The organism is Bartonella sp. AA81SXKL, assembly GCF_042196945.1.
Classification (GTDB): Bacteria; Pseudomonadota; Alphaproteobacteria; order Rhizobiales; family Rhizobiaceae; genus Bartonella.
Genome location: NZ_JBHIRH010000002.1, coordinates 148,837 through 164,761 on the forward strand (window position 1 = coordinate 148,837; position 15,925 = coordinate 164,761).

The window sequence follows — 15,925 nt, forward strand, 5'->3', positions numbered from 1 at the left end:
TTTATCAGCTCTTACCGTTTTGATGTGCACCATAAAGTATCTCAATAAGTTCTCTTGATGCGTCTGCAGTACGTGGACCAAATCCCAAAAAATACATAGCATCCATCTGTTTTATGGCATGATTTTTCGCTGCAGTTGTTGCTTGAACTGCCGGTATGGCTAAAATCTTATCAATGCTGGTTGATCTTGCACCATGTTTTACAAGCAAAATAACATCAGGATCTGATTTCAATAATGCTTCGCCGTTGAGAAGTTTATATCCTTTATAATCGGTGATAGCATTGATAGCGCCTGAAAGTTTGATCATACTATCAGCTGCAGTACCTGTTCCAGATGCCATGACGCGTCCATTTTGCACAGAGAAAACAAAAAGAACACGCTTTGGTGTTGTTACTTTCGCCAAAAGCGCATCGTTGTCTAAAAAATTACGCTTCAATTTCTCAATTAACGCCGCGGCTTGCACTTCCCGATGAATGGCTTGACCAACGAGGCGAATCTTTTCTATCACATTTTCACGGGAGTAGTCTTCTGGTATGATCACCAGAGGTATCGATGTTTTTTTGAGAATATCAATTGTTGAAGCGGGACCACTTCCTTCAACAAGCAATATACCCTCTGGAGCAAGTGATAAAACCCCCTCAGGTGAAAGAGCACGCATATATCCAAGCACAGGAAGCTTGAGCGCTTCTTGTGGGTAGACGCTTGTACTATCACGGGCGACAAGTTGATCTTGGGCTCCCAATGCATAGACAATTTCTGTAAGTGCTCCGCCGATAGAAACAATTCGAGCATTTTCAGGAAAACGCGTTGCAGGTTCAGCAATTACTTGTTTAGAAAAACAAGTAAGAGAGAGCAGTAAACACATAAGAAAAAGGTTTGATAACCTATGTAAAAGAGATATGAACATGTCTAACCTTATCTTAGTTACTGCTGTTTTCTTGGCATGATGGCAAACTATTCAATAAAGAACGCCAATCTTCACGTTCTTTTTGACCCTCCTTGCGTACGCCAAAGAATTGAATAACCATCTCATCATCTTTATCGAAAACTTCAAGTGAACTGACATAACCATCACGGGTAGGTTTGCGAACATGCCATACTCTAGCAATTCCGGACGTGAGTAAATGAAGGTCAAATCTTGGATCAAGAACATTAAGCCAAGGTCCCATTTGCTTAATATTTTTTACAGTCCCACTAAAAATTTGAATACACCCTTTATTCCCAACAAAACACATGATTGGCAGTTCTTGTTGTGCGACTTGGGTAAGCATTATTTCAACAGCATTTACCTGTAATTCATCGGCAAATTCATTACCAACATATTTTACAGCATGATGTCGATTAATTTTAAATTCGGAAATAATTTTGTGAAGTTGGTGTACATCTGTCATTTTCCGCCAACGATCCCGAAAACTCTCAATATCCAATTCTGTTATGTCACATTGGGCTGGGAGAAAAACGGGAAGAATGTTAAGAACAGGAGACTGATCTTCAAGAAGGAGCTTTTCAACAAGTTTATTCCACTCTTCCATATTTGTCATATCTTTAGAATAGACCTTTAAAATAGCAACGCCATGTTGATCAAAGAATTGCAGACTTTTTGTAGGTTTTCCAAGAATAACGACATCATATTCAAAACCGAACTTCCATTGTTTTGTAAAAATACGCAAATCAATTTCACCAAGTGTGATAGGAATATGTTCGTTTTGAACAATTTTTTCAAAACGTCCCGTTATTTCGTGAACAGCATATTCATTGCGAGTTAAGACCATGACGGTTCCAAGTCGAGGTGCATTTTCTAAGAGAGTAGCAACATCAGTTTGTAGCCTTTTTGCTTTTCCAATGGTACAATAAGCCGCAATAAGCTCTGCTTCAGATATACCAATCGAAACCGCAAAATCGCGGTTTCGCATTTCTTTTTTTTCTTCACGCAAACGAAGAATCATCTCAGCTGTATGTGCCATGAATTTACCTTATGTTACTTAACTCAAAAACTAACTTTCAAATTTTACAATTCCAAGGCAATAAATTAAATTCTTTTAAGAGTTCAATCTATCACAAAATAACACTCTATCGCCAACAGCTGAGCAATCAAAAAACGATAAAACAGAAAGAATTAAAACTTTTCTACCAAATCTTTGTAATTTAAAAGATGTTGAAAATAGAAACACAATAATTAATCCTTTTATCAATACGATTTTATTGACCGAATAATTAACAGAAGTGACTAAAACTTTTGTACAAACGACACCTTAAAGTTACGACCAGGCTGGCTATAATAATCTTTTGGTGTTGAACTTTTACCTGAAGGAAGTTCAGATACATTCCAATATTTTGTATTGAAAAGATTATAAACACCGGCTCTTAGAATAGGTCCCGTTTCACCGAATGGTTTCCACCACCCTGTCATATCAACGACATGATATCCTGGAATTTTTTGGTAATCAGATTCTCCGGCTACTTTGTCACGTTTAGCTGCCAAAGTAAGGATAATATCGCTTCCCCAAACCTCTTTTGCATATCCTAATCCGATAACTGCTTTCAAAGGAGGAATTGAGTTAAGATACTCCTTTTTATCAAGATCTTTTCCTTGTGAATAAGCAAGAGCAACATTGCTATGAAAACCATTTTTAAGAACTAAATGGGCTTTTGTTTCAACACCAAAAATTTGCACGTGAAAACGATTCATGTAATGCCGACGCGCAAATCTAAATTCCTCTGATGGCCCTCTATCCTCAGTATCTATGAAATTCTTATATTGATTGAAAAAGGCATTGAAGGAACCACCGAAATTTACATTTCCATACCGTAGACCAACATCATACCCATTGCTTGTTTCTGGTTGAAGATCAGGATTCCCTTTCACATAATAAGCAGAAGGTTTGATATAAGAGACGTAAAGTTCTGAAATACGTGGTGCACGAAAAGCCTGTGCCCACTGAGCATAGAGCGTTACTTGATTACGAACATCCCACTCCACGCGTAATTTAGGAGAAAAGCGTGAACCACTTCTTTCTGGAGGGAATTTATCAGAAATCAGTGCTTTCTCATAAGAAGGTGTTTTCTGAGGAACATATTTGTACCAATCATACCGGATTCCCGGTATTACACGAAAACGATCATCAACCAACCCAATTTCATCTTCAAAAACAAAACCTAAATTGTAACCATTTGTGTCTGGTGAATCTGATCGATTAGCAGGAACAAAAAGACATCCCCGAGCGTATTCTTTTATATGACAGTTGTCTTTACCTAACAAATAGTGATGAAATTTAGATGACGAAACATTCATTACAAACTTTAACGTATGGTTTATAGTGCCAAAATCCACTTTTTTAAGGGCATCAGCATTGAAACCATAATTGATATTACGCAAGAAATTATCTCTCAAATAATCCCCTTTGGGTGCTGAAACACGAACGCCTGTCATAACGTAACGACTTGATTGCCTTTGCCAATAAAGCTGCCCATTAAACACATCAAGAACTGCATCACCATTACCATTATAATTATAAGAAAGAGAAAAGCGCTCACGAAGTTTATTATCCTGCTCATAAACGGAACCTGGAGCGTATCTTTTAGACGAATTTAATTCATGTGTGTTACTATTATGACCAAAACGCTCTGCGGTAAAACCAAGGCGGTGATTATCACTCAAATATTGATGAATTTTAAAAAGCAAGTTATTTTTATCAAAGTGAGAAGGGTTTTTGCGCGTGCGTTCCTCATACCCTTCTACTGTTCCCATATTTTTGCGCTCATGACCTTCTACATAAGATCCTTGAAAAAGTAAAAATGTCCGGTAATTACGCACAGCAAAAGCTTGATCGATGCGCCAGCTGTTATCAACAGAATTATAACCACCTTTTATAAGGCTTCCCCAATTCTTTTCTTCCACGATCAGGTCTTCAGGATCAAGGGTACGCAACGCAATGATTCCCCCTAAGGCGCCAGAACCATAAAGACTAGAATCTGATCCTTGAATAGTATCAAACGTAGAAAGAGCATTGAAATCAAAAGTTGTGTTTCCACCTCCACCACGGAATATATCATTAAACCATGGAAGAGAAATACCATCCATTGTCGTAAGAACACGGTTTGCATCTAAACCCCGAATAACGAAACTGTTATTTTCTGAGTTATAGGATACGGAAGGATTAAGACGACTCACATCATAAACATCAGTTATTTGTCTTTCATCAATATTCTTGTTGGTCTTACGATCAGTCAGAATGGTTATTGAATTTGAAGCATCTTCTATTTTTTTTCCTTTAATAAGGATTGGTTTAAGTTCAGTGACAGCACTTCCATCTTTATTTTGTGCAAAAACAAATGAAGGTATACAGACCGATAATGCACTTAAAATTACACAGCTTTTATAGATATTTTTTCGTCTTATTTGCATAACACATCATAACCCTTTTAACCATCCCCTCTCTGTTTTGAAATTTTTTAATACAAAAAGGCTGGACTCACTGATTAAAACTTGCCAGCCAAGTAGGAATGATTTTGACAACGGCACAAAATCATTAGAAGACCATATTAAACATGACAAAATCAGTCAAGAAAAAAGTTGCAATTTCAAAATAGCCTGTTTTAATGAGATTGAACACCAATATTAAGCTTAAAATAGTGGCAGAATAAACGATGAATTTTGCAAATACGAAACAATTATTAACTCTTTGGATTGGTGCATTTATTGGGGCTTTCTTTTTGCATGTATTATTAGCAGCACAGTTTTATTTTCAAAGTACTGGTATAAGTAATGGCTTGCTTTCATCGGAGATTATGCTGACTTTTGTGCAAGAAACTGTATATCCGGATGTTGATACAGATTTGCCAGATATTCATAGAGAGTCGGATATTAATACAGAGCAAGAAGTATTACAGTCTGATCTCCTAGAGCAGGAGTCAGAAGGATTGGAATCCGTGGATGAAGTTCAATCGGAAGAACCTCAGCATATAGTAGAACAAGATGACTTAAAGCCTTTGGAAGAACCCCTACCTCAAAAAGTGGAGCATAAAGCGTTTATCAAAAAAACAATACCGATGCCAAAGGCTGTAGTAAAGCGCTCCAATGCAAAGGCGGTACGTTCTTCTTCCATCAACAAGGGCGGCGGTACAGCAGGGCTTGAAGATATGTTGTTAATGGAGTGGTTAGCAAAGGTACAGTCACAATTAGAAAGGCAAAAAAATTATATTGTGGGACAGCGCACCAATCGTACAAAAGGAACGGTGAAGTTAGAATTTATGGTGCATGAGCAGGGGAGTATTTTTTCTAGTCGTGTCATTGTTTCTGCTGGAGATCCAGAACTTGATCGATTAGCGATGGCAGCCCTTCGACGCGTTGGTTCTTTTCCACCACCACCACCATCAAAAGTGAATAAAACAATTAGAGTATCCCTAATATTTAGCTGATTTTTTATACGGGGCGATTTTCTTATAATATATTGATTTATAATGATTGTTTATAATTTTGATGAAAGTTCAAATATAATTTATTCGAATTTTTTTGATGTTGAATCAATCAAAACCATCCGCTTACTTATGATACAAGTTGAGGAGGAGCATGGATAAAAAACTTCTAAAAAGCAGTGAATATACTTCTTATGAGTGCTCTAAATGAAAGGGCTTTTGCAACATTGGGAGTTAAGGGATGATAGAGCTATAGGTTTTATTAATTAAAGGTTAATCGTGTCTAATCGATTTTTATACCATTCGTGAGAGGATTTTCGTAAGTACTTTTCAGATACACCGTTGTGAAATGGACTTAGAAACATTAAAATAAAACAATAATATAAATAAGAAAAACATACTATTTGGGGATGCTCTGTTTTGTGTAAAGGATGTGAGCTTATATGTAAAAATGAGAAAAAAGCAAAGATTCATCTTTATTATTAAAAGATATTGACATATTTAAAAGTCGTAAAACCGAATGAAAAGGGAAGGGGCAGAAGAGAATTGTTTGTCTTTAAGGCTTTCTAACTCAATGCGTCTCTCTTTCTGTTATCAGAGATAATCTAAACGATATACACAATAATGCGCCCCTATTGGGTATAGAAATATTGTAAGCAGAAAAAATAGTCTTAAAATAAGCTGTTTCACAAGATTTGAATATTGACTAATAAGCAACAGTAAAAGGATGAGCTATTTGTTTCACTCTTCTCTTATATTTGTAATCTCTATGATATTGTCATCTATGTTGAGAAGAAATGAATTATTTGTACTACCTGTTGATTTATAATGATAATTCATCATTTCGAATTTATTAATACTGAATCAATTAAAATTACTTTCTTATACGTCCTAAGAAAGTGGGTATGGTACTATTTAAAAAGGAATAAAAACACTTCTTATCAACGCTTTCAAATGCTATTTGGGAAGTTAAGGCATATTATTTCCGTCGACCAGAAAGCAAGTCGGTTTTTATATCTATTTTCCCAGTGAGTCTTGCTTTGTAGACACCATAATTTTCCATGACACGCATCACGTAATTACGTGTTTCTGTATAAGGAATACGTTCAATCCAATCAATGACGTTATCGAGAGATTGACCTCGAGGATCGCCATAACGTTTTATCCATTCATTGACTCGACGGGGACCCGCATTATAGCCAATAAGAGTTAGTATATAGGATCCATTAAAACGTTCCAATTGTTCATTGAGAAAATGGGTGCCTAATGTCACATTATAACGCGCATCACTGCTAAATCTTTTAGGAGACCATGCGATTGAGTATTTTTTTGCTAGTGCTTCTGCAGTTGTAGGAAGCAATTGGAGTATCCCTTGTGCACCTGCTTGTGATATGGCTGTTGGATTAAATTCGCTTTCTTTGTGTGCAATGGCATAGATAAGCGATTTTTCTTCTACAGAAATATTAGCAGAAGCTGGTATAGCTCCCAGAGGATGAGAGAGTGCACCGACATTTTTCCCCTGAAAAACAGCCATTTTTCCAATTTTGAGGCTGGTATAATAGTCTCCATTTTTTTCTGCCATAACAGCCAGAAGAGCTAATTCACCGGGGCTTTCTATTTTTTTTCCGAGCTCTCTATAAAAAATTTTAGCAAAATCAGCATATCCAGCTTCTTCAAGACGTTGAATTGCTTTGATCGCTTTTCGTGCACTAAAATGTTGTCGCTCAGCGATTGTTGGTTTAGGAAAAGAGATATTAAATTTTTTTTGGTTGAGTCGCGCAGCGGCTAATTGACCATAATACGTTGCGCCAAAATGAGCGGCGCGATGAAAGTATTGCTGGGCATTTTGATGTTCTTTTAGCGCTTCTGCTGTTCGTCCCATCCAGTAATATCCACGTGATGCATAAAAAGGTAAAGAAGAGAGTTGAGGAATACGTGAAAAATGCTGCATTGCCAACTTAGGGTTATGAAGAAACCGTAGTGCATACCATCCTGCGTGAAATTCAGCATCGACGGATAATGCAGATGTCATACCAGTGTGCCTTGCAACGAGTTGATAAGCTATTTGGGGTTTGTTTAAATCAAGCATTTCACGAGAAAGGGCGCGTTGCTCTTTCCACAATGATTGAGGGTTCATAAGATGGAATGCATCTTGTGATGTTTTCATCATGAGTGTTGCGGCTGCATCATATTGTTCTGTTCGCCGCAGATGGCGCATTCGAGCAAACTGGAAGAGAGGATCTTTTTTCCATGATCTCTCTACAGCTTTTAATTTTTGTGTAGCTCTAGGATCATTTTTTTCAACGGCTACAAAAGCATCAAAAAGAGATTGAGCATGGGCTAATTTTGCAACGCGTGCCGCTGAATCAAAACGATGTGCATACAACATAAACTGCATGCGTTTTAAATGATCAATAGGTTTTAAGGCAGCACTTGCATTTTTAAGAACAAATACTTCTTCTTGTGCATTAAGCCGTGTTTTATGCCACCATGGTGCAATAATGTGTTGAGCACGGGTGATTTGTCCCGTTGCAATGAGTGCTTTAGCAAAGAGAGCCATGCCTTGTGCTGTAAGGGGGGGATGATGAGAAAATTTTTGGATAATGGCGTGTGTGATATTGGTTTCGTTAAGAAAAGCACGTTCAGCATTGCGTTGCATCGTTTCTATACCAGGCCATCCTTTTAGCATGTTAATTGCATTAGATATTTCAGAGCTTGGTATATTATTTTGCTTTGATAGTCCTAGCGCCCATGTCAAAATATAACGATCAAGGCTATGTTTTTCCATTGAATTACGAAGATTTATTGTTTTTGCAATATTGTTGTTTGCTAGTGCATCTAATCCAGCTTTTAGTTGTTTGAGTGTCGCAGTATTGTGCGATGTCGTGTGTCTCTGTTGAAGAGGTTCTTGAGCTTCTTGTTTTATGGCAATGGGGGTAGGACGTGTCGAAGGGATTGGTACTTTCCCATGTAAAAGCGGTGTTTGTGCAAGTGCACTTGAAAATAAAATTCTTATTGCCAGTATAAGTGCAGTAAAGGTTGATACGAAAAGAGAGGTGGAAAATACACGCATAGAGAAAAGACCTTGAGACCTTGCTTTTTGTAAAAACTTAAGGATTTATAGAACACAAGCATGAAAAACGCGTTAATATAGACGGCTTATTTTAAAGAAATGTTCAACATTTAAGGAGGGACATTTTCATCTTATGGGGGCTTTTTTTGAAATTCATCTTGCTTCAATGATAGAGCAAGATTATGCTCTATTTAAAATTTATAAAAGGCGATTATAAAAAAAATAAAAGCAAACATTATAGGGAGTTTATCATGCTCAAGGGAGCTATAACTGCGCTTATCACACCGTTTGATAACAAGGGCGCGATTGATGAGAAGGCGTTTTGTGATTTTGTTGAATGGCAGATCACACAAGGGATTAACGGTGTAAGCCCTGTTGGGACAACAGGTGAATCAGCAACGTTAAGTCATGAAGAACATAAGCGGATTATAGAATTGTGTGTTGAGCAGGTTGCAAAGCGTGTTCCTGTTGTTGCTGGAGCGGGATCAAATAGCACAAGTGAGGCCGTAGAGCTTGCACAATACGCGCAAAAAGCTGGTGCAGATGCAGTTTTGGTTGTCACTCCCTATTATAATAGACCAAATCAATCTGGTTTATACAAGCACTTTTCTTCCATTGCCAAAGCTGTTTCTATTCCAATTATAATTTATAATATTCCTGGTCGTTCTATTATCGATATGGCTGTAGAAACGATGAAAGACCTTTATCAAGATTTTAACAATATCATTGGTGTTAAGGATGCAACGAGCAGAATTGAGCGCGTTAGTGAACAAGGTGAAAAGTGTGGAAAAGATTTTGTGCAGCTTTCCGGTGATGATTGTACGGCGTTAGGTTTTAATGCACATGGAGGTATGGGGTGTATTTCAGTTTCCTCTAATGTTGCTCCAAAGCTTTGTGCAGAGCTTCAAGCCGCTTGTTTTCGTGGTGATTATAAAACAGCACGAGAATTAAATGATCGCTTGATGCCTCTTAATCGTGCTGTATTTATTGAACCTAGTCCAGCAGGTATTAAATATGCTGCTGCAAAATTAGGATTTTGTGGTGATACTGTGCGTTCTCCTATTGTTCCATTAACAGAAAGAACAAAGAAGATTATTGATGCAGCCCTCAGTCATGCTGGTCTTTTAAAAGCATAAAATGATATTGACAAAGCCATGAATAAAAAAAAGAACGCGCCCGTACGGAAAATAATTGCTGACAATCGTAAAGCACGTTTTAATTTTGAAATCCTTAATAATCTCGAGGCTGGTCTTGTCCTTCAGGGAGCGGAAGTGAAGTCCTTACGTTCTAATCATGCCAATATTGCTGAAAGCTATGCGAGTTTTGAGAATGGGGAATTATGGTTAGTAAACAGCTATATTCCTGAATATACGCAGGCTAATCGTTTTAATCATGAACCACGACGTTTGCGCAAATTATTACTTTCAAAACGTGAGATAGCACGTTTTTTTAATGCAACGTCTCGTGAAGGAATGACACTTGTTCCTCTCAAACTTTATTTTAATGAACGAGGGCGCGTTAAGTTGGAGATCGCTCTAGCGCGAGGGAAAAAGCTTCATGATAAGCGCGAAACGGAAAAAAAACGCGATTGGGGACGTGAAAAAGCAAGACTTTTAAAAAGGTATGGCTAATGGATGCGATCTAGATATTCTTTATTCATAGCACTGTTTAAAACAGTTTTAGCATTGATTTAAGTATGTTTTTGCTGCTTGAAAGATTTGATGAAACATGGCGTCTGTCAAACGTCCAGTATTTGTATTATAACGAGAACAGTGATAGCTCGAAAAGATGCGTAATCTGCCGATGTTATTGATTTCGCCGTGTCCAAAAGGGTGAGCTAAAACTTTTGCATTAAGGGCACGTATCGTTGAATGGTGCGCAATGGTGCCTAAGGTAATAACGGCTTTAAGTTTGGGAAGATTTGTTAAAAGAGGTGAGAAGAAATAGCGGCACGTGTTAATTTCTGCACCGGTGGGTTTATTTTCTGGTGGAACACAACGAACAGAGTTAACAATTGCTGCATCAATAAGTTCAAGAGTATCGTCTGCTCTTTCTTCAAAGGTTCCTTGGGCAAAACCAAACTTTTTTAAAGTTGAATAAAGTAAGTGCCCAGCATAATCACCAGTAAATGGACGTCCAGTTCGATTTGCTCCGCGTAATCCAGGAGCAAGCCCAACAATAAGAAGGCGTGTTGTATCTGGCCCTTTATAAGGAAAGAATGGGCGCACCGGTGCGTTATACCAACTTGGTTCTTTTGCACGCCAGCCAGCGATAAATTGATGAAGCCTCGGACATAAATTGCAATTTTTGGGTGGTTCTGGGCACAGTGATGTTAATTGGCTATTCATGGTGTTAGGCATCAATCGTTTTTCTATTTTTTGAGTCTTTATAGCGTATATGACGGGTTATGTTTTGATAAACAATCTATAATGAATATAAATAAACTTTTTTAGAAGAAAGTTTAATATAAACTTATTGCTCATTATTGTGTAAAGAGAGGTCATTTTTCAGTAATTTATTCGATGAATAAGAGTGCGATACACATGACGTTCAAAGAAAAAAGTTCTCTCTTTAGATGAAGATATTATCATAAAAAGTATGTATAAGGCTGCTGTTATTGCAAAGGGTTTAAACAGCAGGTATTCCTTTTAAAAGGATAAGGACTCCAGACAAGTATTTTGTCAAGAAAGACCTCCCTTTGTTTGAAGTCAATCTATTGGAATGCTTTTAAAAGAAATTTTGATAACGAGCATGGATAGGTTATACATTTTTATAAATTTTCCAAGAATTTTTTTAAATAAGTTCTTTAATCAAAAAATATAAAAGTTTGTGTTGTTTTTCTTGTGTTTTATTTTGATTATTGTATATACTCCTTTATCCGCTATTATTTTTTTATTTGAGAAAGAGGCATAAATGGCCCGCGTAACGGTAGAAGATTGTATTGATAAAGTTGACAACCGCTTTGAATTGGTACTTTTAGCAGGTCATCGGGCGCGTCAGATTTCACAAGGAGCGCAGATTACGGTTGATCGTGATAATGATAAAAATCCAGTTGTTGCTTTGCGTGAAATAGCAGAAGAAACATTGTCGCCTGCTGATTTAAAGGAAGACCTTATTCATTCGCTGCAAAAGCATGTGGAAGTAGATGAGCCAGAAATGGCAAGTGGATTTATTACCCATTCAGGTGAAGCTGAAAGTGTTTTTAATACGTCGTCGCAAGAAGAAGGTACTTCATTTGATCATATGTCAGAAGAAGAGCTTTTAGCGGGTATTGAAGGTTTGGTTGTTCCAGAAAAAAGTGACGATTATTAATTGCAGCAATTTATGTTAAAGGGGTAAAGATACTTTGTCATGTGAGGAGCAATTATTTTTCGTGTCTTTTATTAATAGGACGTGTTCAATAAAGATTAGGGGTGTGAAAAGATAAAGGATATGCTCGTATGATGCGTCAGTGTGAGCTTGTTGGACGTGTTCAACGTTACAAGTCTGACGTAGATGAGGCTCTTTTAAACAGGGCCTATGATTATGCAATGAAAAAGCATGCACATCAAAAGCGTGCGTCAGGTGATCTTTATTTTTCTCATCCTTTAGAAGTTGCTGCTATTTTGACAGATATGCGGTTGGACGAGGCAACGATTGCTGTTGCTCTTTTGCATGATACAATTGAAGATACAAGCGCTACACGAGCAGAAATTGATCAGCTTTTTGGTTCTGAAATTGGAAAGTTGGTTGAAGGGCTTACAAAGCTTAATAAGCTTGATCTTGTATCAAAGAAAGCCGTACAAGCAGAAAATCTTCGTAAACTTCTTATAGCTATTTCTGATGATGTTCGTGTTCTTTTAGTCAAACTTGCTGATCGTCTTCATAATATGCGTACCCTTGGTGTTATGCGTGATGATAAACGTCGGCGAATTGCTGAGGAGACGATGGATATCTATGCGCCACTTGCAGGTCGTATGGGTATGCAGGATATGCGTGAGGAATTAGAGGATCTCTCTTTCTTTTATTTAAATCCAGAAGGTTATCGTACGATTACCAATCGACTTTCTGAATTATTGAAACACAACCGTGATTTGCTTTCCACAATTGAAAATGAATTGACAAAACTTTTTTTCGAGCATGGCATTAAAGCAGATGTTAAAAGCCGTCAGAAAAAATCTTATTCAGTCTTTCGCAAAATGGAAAGTAAAGCATTATCTTTTGAACAATTATCGGATATTTTTGGATTTCGTGTGATTGTTGAGTCCGTGAATGATTGTTATCGTGCTCTTGGTGTCATTCATACGACATGGCCAATGGTTCCTGGTCGTTTTAAAGATTATATCTCTATACCAAAGCAAAATGATTATCGTTCTATTCATACAACAATTGTTGGTCCTTCAAGACAACGTGTTGAGTTGCAAATTAGAACGGCTGCTATGGATGAAGTTGCTGAATATGGGGTTGCTGCTCATTCCATATATAAAGAGCACGGCTCCAATTATTCGACTGTGAAGTTATCAAGTGAAACGAATGCCTATGCATGGTTGCGTCAAACGATACAATCTTTGTCTGATGGAGATAATCCAGAAGAGTTTTTAGAACATACAAAACTTGAGCTTTTTCAAGACCAAGTTTTTTGTTTTACGCCGAAAGGTCGATTAATTGCTTTTCCTAAAGGAGCTACGCCTATTGATTTTGCTTATGCCGTCCATACAGATATCGGTGATTCTTGTGTTGGTGTAAAAATCAATGGTCGTATTATGCCTTTAATGACCAAATTAAAAAATGGTGATGAGGTTGATATTATTCGCTCACACGCTCAAATTCCGCCAGCAGCATGGGAATTTCTTGTTGTCACGGGTAAAGCACGTTCAGCTATTCGACGAGCAAGTCGTGCAGCGGTACGTAAACAATATTCGGGTTTAGGATATCGTATTCTAGAGCGTTCATTTGAATATATGGGAAAGCAATTTTCAAAAGACCTTTTGAAGAAAGTTTTGCCACGTTTAGCACGTAAAGATGTAGAGGATGTATTGGCTGCTGTTGGGCGTGGAGAGCTGTTTTCCGCTGATGTGATTAAAGCGGTTTATCCTGATTATCAAGATCACCGTGTGGTACAAAAGTCATCTTTTAAGCCTGGGGAAGAAGGTTGGTTTAATATTGAAAATGCTCAAGGTATGATTTTTAAAGTTCCAGAAAATGAAAAGAATGGAATGGTCGAGAATCATCAATCTAAAGCCTTGCCTATTAGAGGAACCCGTGGAGATATACCCGTACGTTTTTCACCGGAAGGAGCAGTACCTGGAGATCGGATTGTTGGTATTATGCAGCCAGGAGCTGGGATCGTTATTTATCCAATCCAGTCTTCAGCTTTGATGGCGTATGATGATCAACCAGAACGATGGATTGATGTCCGCTGGGATATTGATGCCCAAATGAATGAACGTTTTCCTGCACGGATGAATATTTTAGTTGTAAATAGTCCTGGTTCTTTGGCTGAAATTACACAAATAATTTCTGCTAACGATGCCAATATCCAAAATTTATCTTTTATCCGTACAGCACCAGATTTTACAGAAATTATGATTGATTTGGAAGTGTGGGATTTAAAACATTTGAATCGTATTTTTTCTCAGTTAAAAAAGGCAGGTTCAGTAAGTACAGTACGGCGGGTTCATGGATAAAAAGAAAGATTTTGCAATGAATACACAAGATGTCATTGATATTTTTAAACAAGCAGATGCTATTCTAGAAGGGCATTTTATTTTAACATCGGGGCGCCATAGTGCGACTTATATGCAAAAAGCGAAAGTATTCATGCATGCTGACTTGACGGAAAAGTTATGTCGTGGATTGGCTGAAAAAATCAAAAAATCTATTGAGGGAAAAATTGACTATGTTGTTGGTCCCGCAATTGGCGGTCTTATTCCTTCCTATGAAACTTCACGTCACCTTGGTGTTCCTTCTCTTTGGGTAGAGCGTGTAAATGGCATCTTTGAATTGCGTCGTTTTGAAATCAAGAAGGGTGCACGGGTTGTTATTGTTGAAGATATTGTAACAACGGGTCTTTCCATTCGTGAGACTGTTGAAGCGCTTGTTGCAGCAGGAGCAGAGGTATTGGCCAGTGCATGTATCCTTGATCGTTCTGGTGGTAAGGTCAATGTTGGAGTTCCATTGATTGCGCTTGCTGAATACGAGATAACCTCTTATGCTAGTGATGCACTTCCTGCAGAGCTTTCTGTTCTTCCCGCGATTAAACCAGGCAGTCGAAATATTTAATTGTCGTTCTATTTTTTTTGTGCAAAAGCTTAAAAAGATTAATTTGGATGATATAGATTATTTCATCATCAAAAGATGTATATTGAGAGTCATATGCTTTTTCGTCGTCGAAAACCAATAGATTTTGTAACGCGTATTCGACTTTGGTTATGGCCACGTCGTTCATTTTCTCGCTCATTTTGCTACATACATAAACGTATTTTGCGTATATCAGCAACACCGCATGAAGTAGCATTAGGGGTTGCTGTTGGCGTTTTTTTAGCTTGTTCACCTTTCTTTGGGCTGCATATTATTTTGGCAATATTTTTTTCTTGGCTTTTGCGTGCAAACTTTGCTGCCGCAATCATTGGGACAATTTTTTCTAATCCACTCACATTTTTATTGATTGTCATGGCTGATTATAAAGTAGGGTATTTTTGTTTATCACTTTTTAGCGATGTCAAAGAGATTTCTCTTTCGCAAATTCGTGCTCTATTTAATGGTTTGACATTGTCAAATCTCTCTCTCCTCTTTAAAGGCGCATGGGACACAATTATGAGTCCTATGATTTTAGGGGGAACTCTTTTAGGTATTGTTTTTGGTGGTTTATCTTATATAGGTGTTTACAGAGCAACGGTTCGTTTTAAACAAAAGCGATATCAAAAGATTATAAAAAAAGGCGTTTAAAGAAGCGCTCATCGTAAGAAAGATCGGGTAATATCTTATGATTATTGGTCTTGGAAATGATCTGGTTGATATACGACGTATTGAGAAAATGTTGGTTCGTTATGGTGAGCGTTTTATCCAACGTATTTTTACGGATATTGAAAGAAATAGATCTGAAAATCTCAAAAAAAGCTCCTCTTCCTATGCAAAAAGATTTGCTGCTAAAGAAGCATGTGCTAAAGCCTTAGGAACGGGAATCGCTTGTGGTATCAATTGGAAAGACATGGGGGTAGTCAATTTGCCATCTGGTAAACCAATAATGCAATTAACAAATCGTGCGCAAATACAACTTCAAAAGTTATTACCTCCTCATCATGATGCAGTTATTCATCTTAGTATAACAGATGATTTTCCTTGGGCACAGGCATTTATTATTATCGAAGCACTTCCACGTGGATAGATGGCGTGAGAGATTGTGCTTTTGTTATTTGAATATTATGATGAAAAAAATTATATCTGTGATGAGAAGGC

General features: G+C 37.5%; 13 protein-coding genes. 8 read left to right on the top strand and 5 right to left on the bottom strand.

What is annotated here, in order from left to right; translation table 11 throughout:
• Positions 1 to 4: 4 nt before the first annotated feature.
• The 3 genes from ACFINZ_RS01880 to ACFINZ_RS01890 all read right to left on the bottom strand — a co-directional run bounded on the left by ACFINZ_RS01880 (position 5) and on the right by ACFINZ_RS01890 (position 4,405).
• Positions 5 to 907 carry a hemin ABC transporter substrate-binding protein gene (locus tag ACFINZ_RS01880; protein WP_375634174.1) on the bottom strand — a complete coding sequence of 301 codons (903 nt, stop codon included), beginning with the start codon at positions 905 to 907 and terminating at the stop codon, positions 5 to 7.
• Positions 908 to 920: 13 nt separating this feature from the next.
• Positions 921 to 1,964 (bottom strand): hemin-degrading factor, encoded by a 1,044-nt coding sequence (locus tag ACFINZ_RS01885; protein WP_375701131.1) that lies wholly within the window; start codon positions 1,962 to 1,964, stop codon positions 921 to 923.
• Between the two features lie 263 nt (positions 1,965 to 2,227).
• Positions 2,228 to 4,405: a TonB-dependent hemoglobin/transferrin/lactoferrin family receptor gene (locus ACFINZ_RS01890; protein WP_375634306.1), complete on the bottom strand. Its 2,178-nt coding sequence runs from the start codon at positions 4,403 to 4,405 to the stop codon at positions 2,228 to 2,230.
• Positions 4,406 to 4,647: 242 nt separating this feature from the next.
• Between ACFINZ_RS01890 and ACFINZ_RS01895 the strand changes: the two genes are divergently transcribed.
• Entirely contained in the window at positions 4,648 to 5,418 is a 771-nt protein-coding gene (locus ACFINZ_RS01895; RefSeq protein ID WP_375634308.1) for an energy transducer TonB, read from the top strand.
• 976 nt (positions 5,419 to 6,394) lie between these two features.
• On the opposite strand, the gene ACFINZ_RS01900 is transcribed toward ACFINZ_RS01895, so the two are convergent.
• Positions 6,395 to 8,488, bottom strand: a complete 2,094-nt coding sequence (locus tag ACFINZ_RS01900) for a lytic transglycosylase domain-containing protein (RefSeq protein ID WP_375701132.1) — start codon at positions 8,486 to 8,488, stop codon at positions 6,395 to 6,397.
• 251 nt (positions 8,489 to 8,739) lie between these two features.
• On the opposite strand from ACFINZ_RS01900, the gene dapA reads away from it, so the two are divergent.
• Positions 8,740 to 9,624, top strand: coding sequence for a 4-hydroxy-tetrahydrodipicolinate synthase (dapA, locus tag ACFINZ_RS01905; RefSeq protein WP_375612952.1), 885 nt, complete (start codon positions 8,740 to 8,742; stop codon positions 9,622 to 9,624).
• Between the two features lie 18 nt (positions 9,625 to 9,642).
• Positions 9,643 to 10,119, top strand: a complete 477-nt coding sequence (gene smpB / locus ACFINZ_RS01910; protein ID WP_375683970.1) for an SsrA-binding protein SmpB — start codon at positions 9,643 to 9,645, stop codon at positions 10,117 to 10,119.
• A 48-nt stretch (positions 10,120 to 10,167) separates the two neighbouring features.
• On the opposite strand, the gene ACFINZ_RS01915 is transcribed toward smpB, so the two are convergent.
• Positions 10,168 to 10,836, bottom strand: coding sequence for a uracil-DNA glycosylase (locus ACFINZ_RS01915; RefSeq protein WP_375634305.1), 669 nt, complete (start codon positions 10,834 to 10,836; stop codon positions 10,168 to 10,170).
• A gap of 565 nt (positions 10,837 to 11,401) precedes the next feature.
• Here ACFINZ_RS01915 and rpoZ point away from each other — a divergent pair.
• The 5 genes from rpoZ (at position 11,402) to acpS (ending at position 15,854) form a co-directional block, all read left to right on the top strand.
• The gene (gene rpoZ / locus ACFINZ_RS01920; RefSeq protein WP_375617635.1) at positions 11,402 to 11,800 is read left to right on the top strand and encodes a DNA-directed RNA polymerase subunit omega; all 399 of its coding nucleotides are present in this window, start codon (positions 11,402 to 11,404) and stop codon (positions 11,798 to 11,800) included.
• Between the two features lie 128 nt (positions 11,801 to 11,928).
• Positions 11,929 to 14,154, top strand: a complete 2,226-nt coding sequence (locus tag ACFINZ_RS01925; protein ID WP_375634164.1) for a RelA/SpoT family protein — start codon at positions 11,929 to 11,931, stop codon at positions 14,152 to 14,154.
• 16 nt (positions 14,155 to 14,170) lie between these two features.
• Entirely contained in the window at positions 14,171 to 14,749 is a 579-nt protein-coding gene (gene pyrE, locus ACFINZ_RS01930) for an orotate phosphoribosyltransferase (protein ID WP_375634303.1), read from the top strand.
• A 93-nt stretch (positions 14,750 to 14,842) separates the two neighbouring features.
• Entirely contained in the window at positions 14,843 to 15,415 is a 573-nt protein-coding gene (locus ACFINZ_RS01935; RefSeq protein ID WP_375617637.1) for a DUF2062 domain-containing protein, read from the top strand.
• A 37-nt stretch (positions 15,416 to 15,452) separates the two neighbouring features.
• Positions 15,453 to 15,854, top strand: coding sequence for a holo-ACP synthase (acpS, locus tag ACFINZ_RS01940; protein WP_375634162.1), 402 nt, complete (start codon positions 15,453 to 15,455; stop codon positions 15,852 to 15,854).
• Positions 15,855 to 15,925 lie beyond the last annotated feature (71 nt).